Origin of the sequence: Bradyrhizobium sp. 187 (assembly GCF_023101005.1) — a bacterium.
GTDB lineage: Bacteria > Pseudomonadota > Alphaproteobacteria > Rhizobiales > Xanthobacteraceae > Bradyrhizobium > Bradyrhizobium canariense_D.
The window spans coordinates 153,797-169,156 of sequence record NZ_CP064694.1; the positions used below are offsets into that span (position 1 = coordinate 153,797).

The window sequence follows — 15,360 nt, forward strand, 5'->3', positions numbered from 1 at the left end:
GATCAGGCCACCTCCAGGCGCACAAGTGGGGACCCTACCGATGGGGCGCATACATCGGAGAGGAAGTTAGCAAACATCTCTCGTCCGTATTGTGAGCAGATGGATTCCGGGTGAAACTGTATGCCGTAGTGCGGCAGGTGCCGATGCCGGAGTCCCATAATGACGCCATCCTCGCTCATGGCAGTGCATTTAAGACATTCCGGAAGCTCACCGGTCACTGCCAGCGAATGGTATCTTGTCACATCGAAGGAGCGGGGCAGCCCCAGGAACAGGTCCGTCCCGGAGGTTGTGATGGTGCGGATCCGGCCGTGGAGGGGCTCCGGCGCGCGGGAGACGGATGCGCCATGAAAATGGGCGATGGATTGATGCCCCAAGCATACTCCCAAGACCGGAACGGCGCTGCCGGCCAAAACATCCATCGTAGCGCCGACATCTTTTGGAGTATGAGGATTTCCCGGCCCCGGCGAGAGGATAATGCGATCATGGGGGATCTTGCGGATTTCTCTCCATGGCACGGTGTTATCGAGGACGATGGGGTCTCTACCATTCACCTCACCGATCATCTGGGCAATGTTGAATGTAAATGAGTCGAAGTTGTCGATTAGGATCACCGATCTCTCGGAGCCTGCCCCGTTTGCTGCCATATTTCTTTCCCGCCGCGAGTGGCCTAATCCCTTGCACAGTCATCATGGCTGGAGCGGTCTTAGTGCGCAGAATTCCTACCGGCGATGAGCGAGTGGAATCGATCAGGTCCGCTAGCGCCAACTTTTGGCACGCGACGCTCAGCCTAACGTTCATTAACCAGCCTAACGTTCATTAACCAAGAATTGCCATGTATCGTTCATCTCGATCAATCACCAGCGTTGGTAGTTGACCGGCGCGCAAAGCTTGGCATGTCGCTATAGAACGAGTGCAGGGTTGGGGCTCTTGGACGCTGATCGGGTTGGCTGCGTGGCTGTCGCATGCATTGTGCGGTTTGATTGCTGGGCCAGGTAGGCGAGCTCGCTGAGCATCATTAACTGCAACGCAGCGGGCCCGGATGACGAGACCTGCCAGGATGCGTTTCTGGTGCATCTAAGGGAGGGGTTTCTCGTCACTGACGCGCCGCCTCGTCGCCTCTGTCGACGGTGAAGATCACCTGCCCACCGCAATGAGCGATCTCCTGAAATTCCCGCCCTTCGCTCATGATCGCAGATCCCGCAGAATTACGAACGAAGCGCCCGTGCGAGCGTGTGGCGCTTCAATTCAACCTCGCACTATCAGTTCTCACTGCCGACTCGATGGAGTCGGAAGAGCTTGTCGAAGAAATCCGCAATTCTCGCCTCGGAGCCGTCGCCGACAACTTCGTTCGCACCGAGGCGGTATACCTCATATCCGGCAAGCCGCAATTCCCGGTCGGCCGACACCATGTCGGCGTAGACCTTCAGCGAGGGTTTGCCGTCCTCTGAGAAACGATGCTTGCTGTCGACCTCGATGACGATCCGCTGGCGGTCCGGGAGCAGCAACAGAAAGTCCATGCGTTGTCGTGGTAGAGGTAGGCGGTGGCGTAGCAATTTGACGATGGCGGGGTCGTAGTGGAGATAGACCTGCAGCAGCAACGCCGACAGATGATCTCCGAGGCTGGGCCTGTACTTCTTGAAATAGGTCGCGAACACGTTGTTTTCACCGTCAGACGACAACGATTGTCGAAGGCGCGCTCCTAAAGGCGACGCAAAACGGTTACATCGTGAGTGCCAAGCTCGAGATGAATTCAGTCGACGCCGCAGAGCTGCCGCCAGAAATCATCGCTCAGCGTCACGCGCTGACCGACAGCGTCAAGGCGGCATCACGCGCCGCTGCGGCGTGCCCATCGGTCGACTCGGATATGAAAGTTCTGTTCGGAGGCGCGGAGTTCGGGAAGAACAACGAGATCGTGAAGGCCTTTACGAATGCGCTCCACGATCTCGAGCATGGGCTCGGGCCGAACAATGACATTGTAAGAAACCTTGATAACGCAAAACACGATCTCGAGCACGGGCCAGGCCCGAACAATGAAATAAGGAAGCTCGGCAGACGTCTGGGTTTGTAGCAAGAAGGGCGCGAATACATGGCCGATAAAAAAAGCCCAGACGACATGCTCCGCGAACAGTGGGGCAAGGCGTCGCGGCTTACGCTTTCAGGCACCGTTGCGCTATTTCTTCTGACGCGCGGCACGAAGTCCGGAGCGGGCAAGATTCTCGAAATCCTCGGACTAGACTGGTCTTCGCTCAACGCTCATGCTGTTGCCCTTCTCGGTGTTCCCGTTGTCGCCACGCTTTGTGTCTGGTCGCTGTGGTGGGCGAAGGCTTTTGCGAGGCGACATACGGACGGGGCCTGGTTCGATAGGTGGCCACCAAATCCGATCTTCGACTGATATCGGATAAGGCCCGCACTGTCGCGATCTGGTCGTTGATCCTGTTCGTCGCGCTGCCCCTTCTCGGTTTGGCTATCCTCGAGGGAACATTTTTGCGCAGAAGTTTGTACTTTGCGATCGACGGCAACTTTAGCTGTCCTCAAAACTGCAAGGAGGAGGTCGGTGTATTGGCACATTTCTGGCCGGCGAATGGCCTCCCCGACGTTTCCAAGACGGCCTATCGTTACGACGGAAATCTCACCTACGTGCCGGTTTGGCAGCCCATATTGTGGTTGCTTTTCGGCATTGGAGCTTTCATCTATGCCGTGTCCTATTTGCGGCTAATCTTTGGAAACTCCGCTTCTCGCCAGCCGTCGGTCCAGATCCAGGAAGCGACGTCGTAGATCATTCCGCTTCAAGTCTCCGGACCGGGATCTTCCTTCTCGCTGGTCGCGACGATCTTATGGGACGCTACGCCTCGTGCCATGGTTCCCGCATCCAAATGTCGCGTTCCTCTTCCGTCATCAGAATGACGGGCATTGCCTCGGGATGAACGCGCTTGACCTCGGCGTTCGGATCGCACGTCAAGAAGCCGAACACATCGATGGTAACTTTGCCTTCCCTTGCCTTTCGGACGCCCGTCCAATTTGTCCAGAGGCCGGCGAAGGCCAGAAGCGGGCGACCCTCTTCGCGTGGGATAGCGCACAGCACGGTGCTGATGATCTCTTTCGCAGAGCGTGATACGCACGCGACTTGGGTACGGCGGCACAGTGTCGCACCGCGGCAGCGACGCCAAGAGCGCTGGGTCCACTGGCAGGTACACTGGAACGCCTTCGATCAAAAATTGATGTAGTTTCAGCTGGATAGGCGAGGGTTCGATGCCGCCCCTGTGCTCCGCATCGGTACTCTGCTCCTTGCGGCGACGAGCCGCTTGGAGTCCTCCCTTCACATCGGAGCGACAGGTTCCTGTGTTCCTTGTCAAAGCCTGATCCGAGGTCACGCCGCCTTCATGCCGGACGACGGTTGGGCAGTCAGCAGGCTCCCCCCCAACCCTTGCTCGCGGGATAGACATCCTGATCCCGGTTTCGACGTCGATAGAACATGTTACGACACGTCATCAGCGGTTTACTTACGTTCGTCTCCTCGGACCTCACCTGACGGAGTTTCCTCCGCCTTTTCTTCCAACGCTCACCACCAGGGCTCTTTACCCTCGCAGCTCGGACTGGTTTGAAGTCTTCCCCTGCAGGCCGACCTCGGAGGGCCCTCCTCCATCTCTGACAAAGCTTCGTCAGGCTTCATGCCGAAGCCTGACTTCCACAGCACACGATGTCCTCATTGCTTGAGCGACCGCCACAGCCGCTCGATGAAGACGTTGTCCATCCAACGACCGCGGCCATCCATGGAGATCTTGATCCCTGCGCCCGCCAACGCGCCGGGTGAAGGCGCACTGGTGAACTGACTGCCCTGGTCGGAGATCGAGAAGCTGCACGCCAAGATCGGACAACTGACAGTCGAGCGCGATTTTTTAGCACGGAGGTCCGGAAGATGAGCACGCCGGACCGTCGAGGAATGCTCGATCGCGCCGACCCAGGCGCTGTCGATCCGCCGGCAATGCATGTTGCTTGGCATCGCGCGCTCTGGGGTCTACCGGCCGCCACGGCCGGCCAACGACAACGGCCTTGCCCTGATGCAGCGGATCGACGAGCTGTTCACCGCCTGGCCGTTCCTGGGCTCGCGGCGAATGACCACTATGCTGAAGGCTGAGGGGCTTCAGGTCAATCGCAAACGCGTGCAGCGCCTGATGCGCCAAGATGGGCATCGCGGCGCTGGGACCGAAGCCGAACACGACGAAGCCGGCGCCGGGACCGGCCAAACCAGGTGTGGGCGGCCGACATCACGTATTTGCCCATCGGCCGTGGCTTTCTCTATCTCGTCGCCGTCATCGACTGGGCGAGCCGTGCGGTTCTGGCGTGGCGGTTGTCGAACACGATGGACGTCTCGTTCTGCGTGGCGGCTCTGGAAGAGGCGCTGGCGACGTACGGCACGCCGGAGATTTTCAACACGATCGTCATGTTGCGCAGCAGATAGGGATAGATCTTGTGGCCTCGCGTTCGCGCACGTCCTCGCTCTCCCGCCGGACACCCGCGTCAAAAGCTCGGGCCGCCTGGTCCAGCAGTTGCTTCTTCCAGGCATAGATCTGGTTCGCGTGAACCTCATGGCGCTGGCCAGATCGGCCACCGTCGCCTGCTCCCGCACGGCTTGCAGCGCGATCTTTGCCTTCAACGCCGCGTCGATCTTCCGTCGTGTCTTTTCGTCATCATGCCCTCCGTCTATCAAACGGAGCGGCCCTTTTCCAACTAAGCCTCTGGTCCTAAAATCGGGGTCCATTTCAATCATGGTTGCGGGAACACGTTCCAACGGCACCAGAGGTGATCTCTTCACTGACGGTCCGTGTCGTTGTGATGAGCCGTGTCCGGTTGAAGACGTGCATGTAGGACGTCCGACAGTAAGGCTGGCGCGTAGCCCGCCGCCTCAGTGCGAAGCACGAGGTTTTTGCCATTCTTTAAGCAACACTCGCACCACCCGTTTTGCGGCACACTGATTGCTAGGGACGCGGGGCAGAGCCGTTGGTTGCTGCGGATTTTGGAGGGCGGCAGCGACGCCAAGTCCGGATGTAATGTAGGTTTTGCGATGAGCCGGATGAGGCGGTCCGACAGTCGACCTTCTGCCCCGCGCGGTCTCGAAAGACCGCGCTGGTCGGCTGCCTTCATTTCACTGGTTAGTACATGTGCTCTTTACTTATGCTGGAGTCGCCGGAATTCCGAGAAGCCCTAAGGCTACGAGAAGAGCTCAAAGCGAAGCTCCTTCGCGCTCAATTGGATGTGGCCAGGTATAAGGCTGAGTTGTCGGAACTCGACCAAAGGATGGTGAGGGATCTTGATCTTAGAACGGAACTGATCTGTTGGTAGCAGCGTCGTTCGCGATGGGTCGCTTCGCTGTTCAAATTCTGCGAGTGAGAGCGAGGATGTTATGCCCAAGACCACCGATGGTAAGGCCAAACAGGGTGCCGTTATAGATGGCAACCGAACAAGCGCGAGTTCGCTGTCACAATTTCGCGGGATCGATCATATTGCGATTGCTGTGCTCGACCTTGAAGCCTCTATTGAGTTCTTTCGGGACGTGCTGGGCTTTGAATTGAAATGCCGGTTTCACATCAAGGGTCGAGCGACCGGCATGCTATCTGCCGAGCTTGAGACCCGAGGAATCAGGTTTGTTCTGTGCCAGGGCACTGAACCGACGTCTCAGGTCTCAGAGCTCGTGCGCCATCACGGCGTTGGAGTTGCTCATATCGCTCTTGAGGTCGATGACGTCGATGCTGCTGTAGAGGCTCTAAAATCTCGTGGCTTGGGATTCGATACGAGTGTGATTCGAGGTCCTGGATTGACGCAGGCCTTCTCAAGTCGGTCCATTGAAACGGGGCTTAGCTTCGAAATCATTCATCGAGGCGGAGAGACTGGCTTTCTCGAATCGAATGTCCAGCAGCTTTTCGACCAACTTGAGCAGTCTGGAAAATATTGAGCAATAGGACGTGTACACCTCGATGAGTCATGTCGGACACCGGTGTGATTTTATCCTTCCACGCTTTTCCAAGGCTCCAGGATGAATGTCAGGTCGCAAAAATCAGTAATGAACTTCCTGAACGAAGTCTCCAGTCTGTTTCCGTCAGCTGTCTCGCTAGCGTCAGGCAGACCGAGTGACCGGTTCTTCGATAGGCTCAATCCCCAGGTTTTGTTGAACGCGGTGAACGTGTATCAAAACGATTCAGTTGGTGGTCACGGGGGCGCCCACGGATGGGCTCACTTGCTGCAGTATGGACGAACGGCCGGCATCATCAACGAGCTCGTTGCGCAACAGGTGCAATGCGATGAGGGGGTTCCGGCGAGCGCGGACCGCGTACTGATCACCTCAGGATGCCAGGAAGCAGTCGCCCTCTGCCTGCCGGCGCTCTGTCCGGAGCCGTCGGATGTGCTGCTGGTCTGCAATCCCACCTATATCGGTGCGATCGGTGCAGCCAAGGCTACAGGAGTCGCTGCCGCGGCGTTGTCCAATTCAGAACCCTGCCTTGCTGACGCGATCGAGCTCGCCGTGCTGCAATTGCGCCAGAAAAGTCAACAGGCCGGGCAATATATCTTATCCCCGATTTTGACAATCCGACCGGACGTGTTCTCGATGCAGACGAGCGACGCAACATCCTCCAAGTGTGCGCCAGACACCGGCTCGTCGTTTTAGAGGACAACGCATATGGGCTGTTTCGGTATGACGGCGATCCGGTACCCCCGATGGCCGCTTTGGATGAGGTCGGAAGTGTTATTTACCTTTCCACATTCTCGAAGACAATAAGCCCAGCTCTTCGCGTCGGAGCTGCAAGCCTGCCCGACACGATGTTTGGAGACGCTGCTGCTCGTCGGTCGCTTTGGGAAGATCTGGTCCAGCGCAAGAGCTTCGTTACCGTCAATACGAGCCAAATTGCCCAAGCGATCGTCGCGGGGCTCTTGATTCAAAACGGAGGACGTTTAGGCGATTGGATACGACCGGCTCTGGATTGGTACCGTGAAAATCGCGACATTATGTTGTGTGAGCTGGACAGTGTATTTTCGCCTTTCTCTGATCAAATTCGATGGAGCCGTCCCTCCGGTGGCTTCTTTCTAACTCTTGATCTTCCTTTCAGATTTGGCGCGGACTGCGCAGACGAGTGTGCAAGGCGTGACCATGTCATCGTTACGCCGTTGAGCTTCTTCGCGTTGGATAACTCTCAAGACTGCAGGATACGATTAGCTTTTAGCGCGGTTACTCCCGAGCAAATCCGAACCAGTGTGACAGGTTTGGGTCACTATGTAGCGCGGCGCCTGGAGCAGAAATTGCTGAGGCTGCGCGACGGAGGGGCCCGGGGGTGAAGATAGTCGATCGCTTTCCTTTGGTGGACGCCGCCGCGCACCTATGGCGGTATTCAGACGCAGCACCAGACGCTCGATCGGGTTACGCGCCACAGTACGTAAATAGTCAATTGGCGCGAGATCCTGAGTCCCGGGGGGATTGTTCTGAAGTGATCGACCGCGTGACCGTTGAAGACAAGTTTGCCTCGTTCGCGGCTCGCGGATTGCTTGTTATGGGCACGGCGCACGTTAGGAGGGATTTGTGCCAGTCTCATCGAGTTGCGAAATAGGCGATTGTGATAGACAGCAATCTGCAGCCCCATCAACCTCGTCTAGCGTCTTTGTTGGCAGTGGGACGCTAGCTATCAGGTGCGCTCAGCTAGCAATGGAGATGGGCCATGTCATCCGAGGGGTGCTGTGTGCCGATGTCATATTCGGCGATTGGGCTGCACGCGCCAATATCTTGCGCGCAGCGAGTGTTGAAGAGCTCTCCGCCTTACTGAATGCCGAATCGGTCGAGTTGATTTTTCTTGTCGGCAATCCATTCAAATTGCCAGCGGATGTGTTTCGTCGTGTCCACAAAGGCGCCTTCAACTACCACGACGGCCCGCTGCCACGATATGCAGGAACTCATGCCACGTCCTGGGCGCTGCTGGCGCAAGAGGTCGAATACGCAATTAGCTGGCATCGGATCGATCATGGTGTGAATACCGATGACCTGGTGATTGAACGTCAGGTATCGATCGCGCCCAACGATACTGCGCTAACTCTCAACCGTAAATGTGATCAAGCCGCCATCGTGGGCTTCCGCGAGCTCTTAACTGGCTTGGCGAACGGAGAGCTCAGTGTTCGTCCTCAGGCGGTAGTGGAGAGAAGCGATTTTCCGAGGTCTCGACCACCAGATGCGGCAGGCTGCATGCGGTGGAATCGTGCTGCGGAAAATTTGTCAGCGATGATGCGAGCCTTAGACTTTGGGCCGTATCATTCAAATCCGCTATGTCTGTCCAAGGCTCTGGTAGGCGACGACGTTGTCGTAGTTAGGAGCTTGGAGGTGTCGGCTCGACGCACGGGTTGTCCGGCAGGTACGTTAGTCGAAATCCACCCCAGCCACTGGCGTGTGGCAACAGATACGGAGGATGTTGATGTCTCGTTTGGCAGCGCGGATGGTAACGCGTTGGACGCGCGTGTGCTTGCGAGGGATTTCGATCTGGATGTGGGGGATTGTCTGCCAGTTTTAAGCGATGATCAGGCGCGGAGCATAACTGTCGCCCACGAAATGTTGGCGCCTCAAGAGCGTTTTTGGCGACAGCGGTTTGAGCGGTTCAAGACATTGCAGTTTCCTTTTTTGTCGTCTCGAGAAGCTGGAGCTCGCTACAAATGGCAGTCGAGCTCGTGGTTCGTTCCAAGTGGTTTGGCCGAGCTGTCGCCGACCGATCGTGCGGAATACCTGATAAGCGCGTGGCTCATCTATCTCGCCCGCGTCACCGGCCAATCAGAGCTTCAGTTGGGATGGACTCCCGCACCGAAAAGTTCGCGAGCCGGGTTGAAGATCATAGACGCGCTTGTCGCTTCTGTCGTGCCAATGGAAATTACCATTGACCTCGGTCATGGTTTTGCTGCGGTGCGCAAAGTGGTGGCGGCCGAGTGCGCTCAGCTGAGGGAGTACGATAGCTTTGCGCGGGATCTTATCGCACGTTGTCCGTCGTTGGGGGGTATTGAGCTGCTACGATCGCGCAGACCATGGCCGATTGGCATCACGGTTGTGGCAAATAGCTGTTCTGCTACCGGTGTTAGCCTGAGTTCAGAGGCAATCCTATCCGGTGATTTATTGACGTTTGAGGTTTGTGCTCTAGACGGGCGCTTTCGATTGCACTTTGATGCAAGTCGCTTGGTGGCCGACCAGATCGACCGCATCACGCAGCATCTGCAAAGCCTTTTGTTTGAGGTGGCTGCCGATGCGCATCGGCCGGTGCAACGGATTGGACTGTTGCCGTTCGACGAACGGGTGTACTTGCTAGAGGAGCTGAACCGGACGGCGACGGCCTATCCGTCGGATCGGTGCATCCACGAGCTGTTCGAGGCACAGGTAGCCAAGGCGCCGGACGCGGTGGCGGTGGTCCATGAGGACGAGCGCTTGAGCTATGGCGAGCTCAATGCGCGGGCGAACCGGCTGGCGCATCATCTGATCGGGCTCGGGGTGAAGCCGGACCAGCCTGTGGCGATCTGCCTTGAGCGCGGCGTGGCGATGGTGGTGGGGCTGCTTGCAATCCTCAAGGCGGGTGGCGCCTATCTGCCGTTGGATCCGGCCTATCCGTGCGCACGGCTCAAGCAGGTTCTTGAGGATGCGCAGCCGCAACTGTTGCTGGCCGATGCTGCGGGACGATCCGCGCTGGGCGCCGATGCGCTGGCCGATCTGACGGTGGTCGATCTCGAGACGGCGACATCGGCCTGGGCGAAGCTGCCGGCCTCGGATCCCGACCCGCGTGCGCTTGGCCTGACCTCGCGCCATCTCGCCTATGTGATCTACACCTCGGGATCTACCGGCACTCCAAAGGGCGTCATGGTCGAGCATCGAAGCTTGGTCAACCACACGATTTGGCAGGCGGATAAATTCCATTTCACTACCCACGACGTTTTCTTGCAGCGAACCTCCCCCGCGTTTGATGCCGCCGTATGGGAGCTATGGACAGCCTTGTCGATTGGGGCGCGTTCAATTCTTCTTCCTCGCGACCTGCAATTAGATGTTCGAAAACTTTTAGAGCTACTGGATAAGTATGGTGTCACTGTTCTGCAATTGGTCCCGTCGCTTCTTGCAGCATTGCTTGCGCTTACCGACGTTGAGCAAAAGTATATCGGTTCTTTGCGTTTCACATTCTGTGGTGGAGAGCTTCTTAGAAAAGAATTAGCGAGCAGATGGTTGCAATTGACATCTCAGCCGCTTGTCAATCTCTATGGACCAACTGAGGCGACGATTGACGCGGCTGCTTGGCATTATTCCGCTGGATTTAATAGGTCAGTTGTCCCGATCGGCCGACCGATTGCGAACACGCGTGTGTATCTGCTCGATGGCCATGGCGCGCCCGTTCCGTTGGGAGCGGTGGGAGAGCTCTACATTGGCGGGGCGGGGGTCGCGCGTGGCTATCTGAACCGGCCCGAACTGACGGCGGAGAGGTTCTTGGCCGATCCGTTCAGTGGTGAGGTCGGCGCACGGATGTACCGGACCGGGGATCTCGCGCGGTACCTGCCGGACGGCAATCTGGAGTTTCTGGGCCGCATCGACGACCAGATGAAGATCCGCGGCTTCCGGATCGAGCCTGGCGAGATCGCGGCGCGGCTGGTTGAGCACGCGTCGGTGCGCGACGCGGCGGTGGTTGCGTGCGAGGATCGCAGCGGCGAGAAGCGTCTGGTCGCCTATGTGGTTACGGCTGCGGAGCATGCCGGCGAAGCCGAGGGGACTGAACTTGCCGGCACGTTGCGCACCCATCTTGGTGCGCGGCTGCCCGAGTACATGGTGCCGAGCGCGTTTGTGCGGCTTGCGGCGCTGCCGTTGACGCCGAACGGCAAGCTGGACCGCAAGGCGCTGCCCCCGCCAGAGGATGATGCGTATGCGCGGGCAGCCTATGAGGCGCCGCGGGGCGAGATCGAGATCGCGCTGGCGCAGATCTGGGCCGAGCTTCTGGGCCTGGAACGTGTCGGCCGGCACGACAACTTCTTCGAGCTGGGCGGGCACTCACTGCTGGCGGTTCAACTGATGGAGCGTTTGCGGCGGCTGTCGCTTGGGGTCGAGGTGCGCACCCTGTTTGCCAAGCCGGTGCTGGCCGATCTTGCCGCAAGCCTGGGCAGCCATCATGAGGTGGCGATCCCCGCCAACCTGATCACGGAGCAGAGTGCAGCGATTACACCAGAGCTGCTGCCGCTCATCGAGCTGGCGCAGCCGGAGATCGACCGGATTGTCGCCACGGTGCCTGGCGGTCTCGGCAACATCCAGGACATTTATGCCCTGTCGCCGCTGCAGGACGGCATCCTGTTCCATCATCTGTTGGCGAGGCGAGGCGATCCATACCTGCTGGTCTCGCAGATGGCATTTGCCGACCGGGCTCTGTTGGAGCGCTACCTTGCCGCGGTCCAGCGGGTGGTGGACCGGCACGATATCTTAAGAACGTCGTTTGTCTGGGAGGGCCTGTCGAGCCCGGCCCAGGTGGTTTGGCGGCGAACACCACTCGAGGTCACCGAGGTCGCGCTGGATGGATCTGATGGTGCTGAGCAGCTCAGGCAACAGTTTGATCCGCGTCAGCACCGGATCGATCTTGGCCGGGCGCCCTTGTTGCGGTTTGTGATTGCGCGCGAGCCCGGCAGTGCGCGCTGGCTGCTCCTGGAGCTGCTGCACCATCTGATCGGGGATCATTCCACGCTGGAAGTGATGCATGCCGAGGTTCGGGCCGTGCTCGGCGGTCGCGATCACGCGCTGGCAGCACCACAGCCGTTCCGCAATCTGGTGGCGCAGGCACGACTGGGAGTTGGAGCGCAAGAGCATGAGCAGTTCTTCCGGAGACTGCTGGCAGACATCGATGAGCCGACGCTGCCGTTTGGGCTGAGCGAGGTGCGCGGCGACGGCAGTGGAGCCGGCGCGGCGCGGCGGATGCTGCCGCGCGAGCTCAACGAGCGGCTGCGAGTGCAGGCGCGGCGGCTCGGGGTGAGCCTGGCGAGCCTGTGCCATCTGGCCTGGGGGCAGGTGGTGGCGCGCAGCAGCGGGCGTGAGCAGGTGGTGTTCGGCACGGTGCTGTTCGGCCGCATGCATGGAGGCGCCGGCGCCGACCGCGGCATGGGCCTGTTCATCAATACCCTGCCGCTGCGGCTTGATCTGGATGGCACCGGGGTCGAGGCGAGTGTCCAGATCACGCATCGCCGGCTGGCCGAGCTGCTGGCGCACGAGCATGCCTCGCTGGCCTTGGCGCAACGCTGCAGCAGCGTTGCGGCGCCGGCGCCGCTGTTCAGCGCACTGTTGAACTACCGTCATAACACGCCAGCGCCAAGCTCCGGACCGGACGATGTGCTATCCGGCGTGGAATGGTTGGGTGCGGAAGAACGCACCAACTATCCGCTGACCTTGTCGGTGGAGGATTTTGGCGAGGCGCTCGGCCTGACGGCGCAGGTGGCGGCGCCCATATCTGCGGACCGGGTCTGCGGCTACATGCAGCGGGCGCTTGAGCAACTGGCTGAGGCGCTGGAGCATGCCCCCAACAAGCCGGTCCGAGAGCTGGACATCCTCCGGGCTGACGAGCGGGCGTACCTGCTGGAGGAACTGAACCGCACGGCGGCGTCGTATCCGTCAGAGCGGTGCATCCATGAGCTGTTCGAGGCGCAGGTCGCCAAGACGCCGGATGCGGTGGCGGTGGTCTGTGCGGACGAACGCTTGAGCTATGGCGAACTCAATGCGCGGGCCAACCGCCTGGCGCATCATCTGATCGCACTCGGGGTCACGCCCGGGGATCGCCTTGCGACAATGCTGGATCGCTCCGTCGTCCTGGTGGTGGCACAGCTGGCGATCCTGAAGGCGGGCGGAGTTTATGTGCCGATCGATCGCAGTCTTCCACCAGCGCGACAGAGCTGGATGATGGCCGACTGTGCTGCGCGCCTGGTGCTCACCAACAGTGATGATGATCTGGTCGAGGTGACGATTCCTGTTCTGCCTATTGAGCCGCTCATGACTGGAGCAGGCCTTAGCACCGATCCTGGCTTGGCATTGACCGCCGAGGCTGCCGCCTACGTCATGTACACCTCCGGCTCGACCGGCCTTCCGAAGGGGGTTGTTGTTCCTCATCGTGCCGTAAACCGACTGGTCATCAACAACGGATATGCGCAGTTCAATGCGAGTGATCGTGTGGCGTGGGTGGGCAACCCCGCGTTTGATATCAGTACACTGGAAGTCTGGGCACCGCTGCTACACGGCTCTAGCCTGATCGTGATTCCATACACTGATGCGCTGCAACCAGGGGTGCTGCGCGGCCTGGTTCAGCAGCACCGCATTAGCGTCCTGCATTTGACGGCCGGGTTGTTCAACCAGAGCGCTGCTGATTTGGGCCCGGTGCCGGTGAGTTTGCGGTTGCTATTGGTTGGCGGTGATGCGGTTGATGTGGCGGCAGTCGCACGGATTTTGAGCCAGAGCCGACCGCAACATCTCCTGCATTGCTACGGTCCGACCGAGACGACGACTTTTGCGACAGTCTGCGAGATTACCGCGATTGATGAGACATTGCAGCGGCTCCCCATCGGCCGTCCGATTGCGAACACGCGTGTGTATCTGCTCGATGGCCATGGCGCGCCCGTTCCGTTGGGAGCGGTGGGAGAGCTCTACATTGGCGGGGCGGGGGTCGCGCGTGGCTATCTGAACCGGCCCGAACTGACGGCGGAGAGGTTCTTGGCCGATCCGTTCAGTGGTGAGGTCGGCGCACGGATGTACCGGACCGGGGATCTCGCGCGGTACCTGCCGGACGGCAATCTGGAGTTTCTGGGCCGCATCGACGACCAGATGAAGATCCGCGGCTTCCGGATCGAGCCTGGCGAGATCGCGGCGCGGCTGGTTGAGCACGCGTCGGTGCGCGACGCGGCGGTGGTTGCGTGCGAGGATCGCAGCGGCGAGAAGCGTCTGGTCGCCTATGTGGTTACGGCTGCGGAGCATGCCGGCGAAGCCGAGGGGACTGAACTTGCCGGCACGTTGCGCACCCATCTTGGTGCGCGGCTGCCCGAGTACATGGTGCCGAGCGCGTTTGTGCGGCTTGCGGCGCTGCCGTTGACGCCGAACGGCAAGCTGGACCGCAAGGCGCTGCCCCCGCCAGAGGATGATGCGTATGCGCGGGCAGCCTATGAGGCGCCGCGGGGCGAGATCGAGATCGCGCTGGCGCAGATCTGGGCCGAGCTTCTGGGCCTGGAACGTGTCGGCCGGCACGACAACTTCTTCGAACTGGGCGGGCACTCACTGCTGGCACTGCAAGTGCTTGAGCAACTCCGGCGGCGGGGTCTTACCCTCGAACTTTCCGCGCATATCGCGAGTCCCCGCCTCGACCAGTGCGCCGAGAAAGTGCGCTCGCGATCAAAGGACGGTCGAAAATCTGCGGGCCAACTCATTTCTCTTCGAGTCGCCAAGAGTCGGCCGCTTATCCTCTGTCACGCGCGTGGCGGAGGCCTGAGCATCTATGATGACCTCGTGCGGGCGTTGCCACCTACGCAAAACATCTATGGTATTCATGCCCTAAACTTCGGTCACGAACTCGCGAGGGTGCGTTCGATTGACGAGATAGCTGAAGTCTATGCTCGGGCCATTCTTCCAGTGCTACCGGACATGGCTTGTACGCTCGCCGGATGGTCTTTTGGTGGTGTGCTCGCCCACGCCGTCGCTGGGGTACTTATTTCCGCACACGTGAGGGTCGATTTTGTGGCTATGATCGATAGTGCCTATCCGTCGGTCCTAGAAGCGCCTCTCAGTCTCTCCATGGACCAGGAATGGTCTGAATTCCTTATATTCCTTGCGGAGGAGGGTGGATTGTCGCCTCAACACGGTGCAACGACCGAAATTCGGCCAGCTGACTTCGCAGCGCTTGCTCTCGCCCTCTCGGGTGCATGGAAAATTGGTGCACCCGCGCTTGAGGAAATCTTCCAAGTGTTCGTTCGCCATATTCGCGCGGGCAGACTCTACGTACCCAAGAAGGTTTCGGCGCTCGGCGTCTCTTACAATCAGAACTCCGCCAACACAGCAACTTCATGGCGCGCTGTCTTCGATAGCGTCATTGAAGCGCCGCCTCTTCCTGGCGACCATCGGTCGCTTCTGAAGTATCCAAACGTAGTTGTCCTCGCGGACGACCTCTCAAATCGCCTGTTCGCCGACGCTGTTCTCCATTCGTCCGCCATTGAATAAAAGCCGTGGCGGACTCAGTCACGAGCCGGATCGGGTCCTGGGCCCCTGTGCCGGAGGAGATCAGGCTTTCGAGGTCGCGGGCAAGATCACTCTTCGCACGAATTTCGCCTGTAACCGACCTGAGCTGCTGATTCCGCTCGATG

The 15,360-nt window shown here is 59.5% G+C and carries 10 protein-coding genes and 2 pseudogenes; 8 read left to right on the forward strand and 4 right to left on the reverse strand.

The features are described 5' to 3' along the window. Positions 1-2: 2 nt before the first annotated feature. Together IVB19_RS37855 and IVB19_RS37860 are read right to left on the reverse strand one after the other, a co-directional pair. The gene (locus IVB19_RS37855) at positions 3-611 is read right to left on the reverse strand and encodes an anthranilate synthase component II (protein WP_247822208.1); all 609 of its coding nucleotides are present in this window, start codon (positions 609-611) and stop codon (positions 3-5) included. 648 nt (positions 612-1,259) lie between these two features. Continuing rightward, entirely contained in the window at positions 1,260-1,655 is a 396-nt protein-coding gene (locus tag IVB19_RS37860) for a hypothetical protein (protein ID WP_247822209.1), read from the reverse strand. 71 nt (positions 1,656-1,726) lie between these two features. Between IVB19_RS37860 and IVB19_RS37865 the strand changes: the two genes are divergently transcribed. The 3 genes from IVB19_RS37865 to IVB19_RS37875 are packed head-to-tail and all read left to right on the forward strand — an operon-like array spanning position 1,727 to position 2,775. After that, positions 1,727-2,068, forward strand: a complete 342-nt coding sequence (locus IVB19_RS37865) for a hypothetical protein (protein WP_247822210.1) — start codon at positions 1,727-1,729, stop codon at positions 2,066-2,068. A gap of 18 nt (positions 2,069-2,086) precedes the next feature. Continuing rightward, entirely contained in the window at positions 2,087-2,392 is a 306-nt protein-coding gene (locus IVB19_RS37870) for a hypothetical protein (protein WP_247822211.1), read from the forward strand. Next, on the forward strand, positions 2,365-2,775 hold the full coding sequence (locus IVB19_RS37875; RefSeq protein WP_247822212.1) for a hypothetical protein: 411 nt from the start codon (positions 2,365-2,367) through the stop codon (positions 2,773-2,775). Before IVB19_RS37870 ends, IVB19_RS37875 begins: the two co-directional genes overlap by 28 nt. A gap of 67 nt (positions 2,776-2,842) precedes the next feature. On the opposite strand, the gene IVB19_RS37880 is transcribed toward IVB19_RS37875, so the two are convergent. Both IVB19_RS37880 and IVB19_RS37885 read right to left on the reverse strand, forming a co-directional pair. Then, positions 2,843-3,082, reverse strand: coding sequence for an SOS response-associated peptidase family protein (locus tag IVB19_RS37880; RefSeq protein WP_524536791.1), 240 nt, complete (start codon positions 3,080-3,082; stop codon positions 2,843-2,845). A gap of 627 nt (positions 3,083-3,709) precedes the next feature. Further along, positions 3,710-3,844: pseudogene (locus IVB19_RS37885) on the reverse strand (IS3 family transposase); the annotation flags it as partial. Here IVB19_RS37885 and IVB19_RS40910 point away from each other — a divergent pair. From IVB19_RS40910 to IVB19_RS37910, 5 genes and pseudogenes are all read left to right on the forward strand, one after another. After that, positions 3,840-4,435, forward strand: a pseudogene (locus IVB19_RS40910) (IS3 family transposase); the annotation flags it as partial. The pseudogenes IVB19_RS37885 and IVB19_RS40910 sit on opposite strands and share 5 nt — an antisense overlap. Before the next feature lie 966 nt (positions 4,436-5,401). Then, positions 5,402-5,950: a VOC family protein gene (locus IVB19_RS37895; protein WP_247354685.1), complete on the forward strand. Its 549-nt coding sequence runs from the start codon at positions 5,402-5,404 to the stop codon at positions 5,948-5,950. Positions 5,951-6,232: 282 nt separating this feature from the next. After that, complete coding sequence (locus tag IVB19_RS37900) at positions 6,233-6,661, forward strand: hypothetical protein (protein ID WP_247822213.1); 429 nt, start codon at positions 6,233-6,235, stop codon at positions 6,659-6,661. Continuing rightward, on the forward strand, positions 6,565-7,326 hold the full coding sequence (locus tag IVB19_RS37905) for an aminotransferase class I/II-fold pyridoxal phosphate-dependent enzyme (RefSeq protein ID WP_247822325.1): 762 nt from the start codon (positions 6,565-6,567) through the stop codon (positions 7,324-7,326). Before IVB19_RS37900 ends, IVB19_RS37905 begins: the two co-directional genes overlap by 97 nt. A gap of 370 nt (positions 7,327-7,696) precedes the next feature. Beyond that, positions 7,697-15,217, forward strand: coding sequence for a non-ribosomal peptide synthetase (locus IVB19_RS37910; protein ID WP_247822214.1), 7,521 nt, complete (start codon positions 7,697-7,699; stop codon positions 15,215-15,217). Positions 15,218-15,360: the final 143 nt, after the last annotated feature.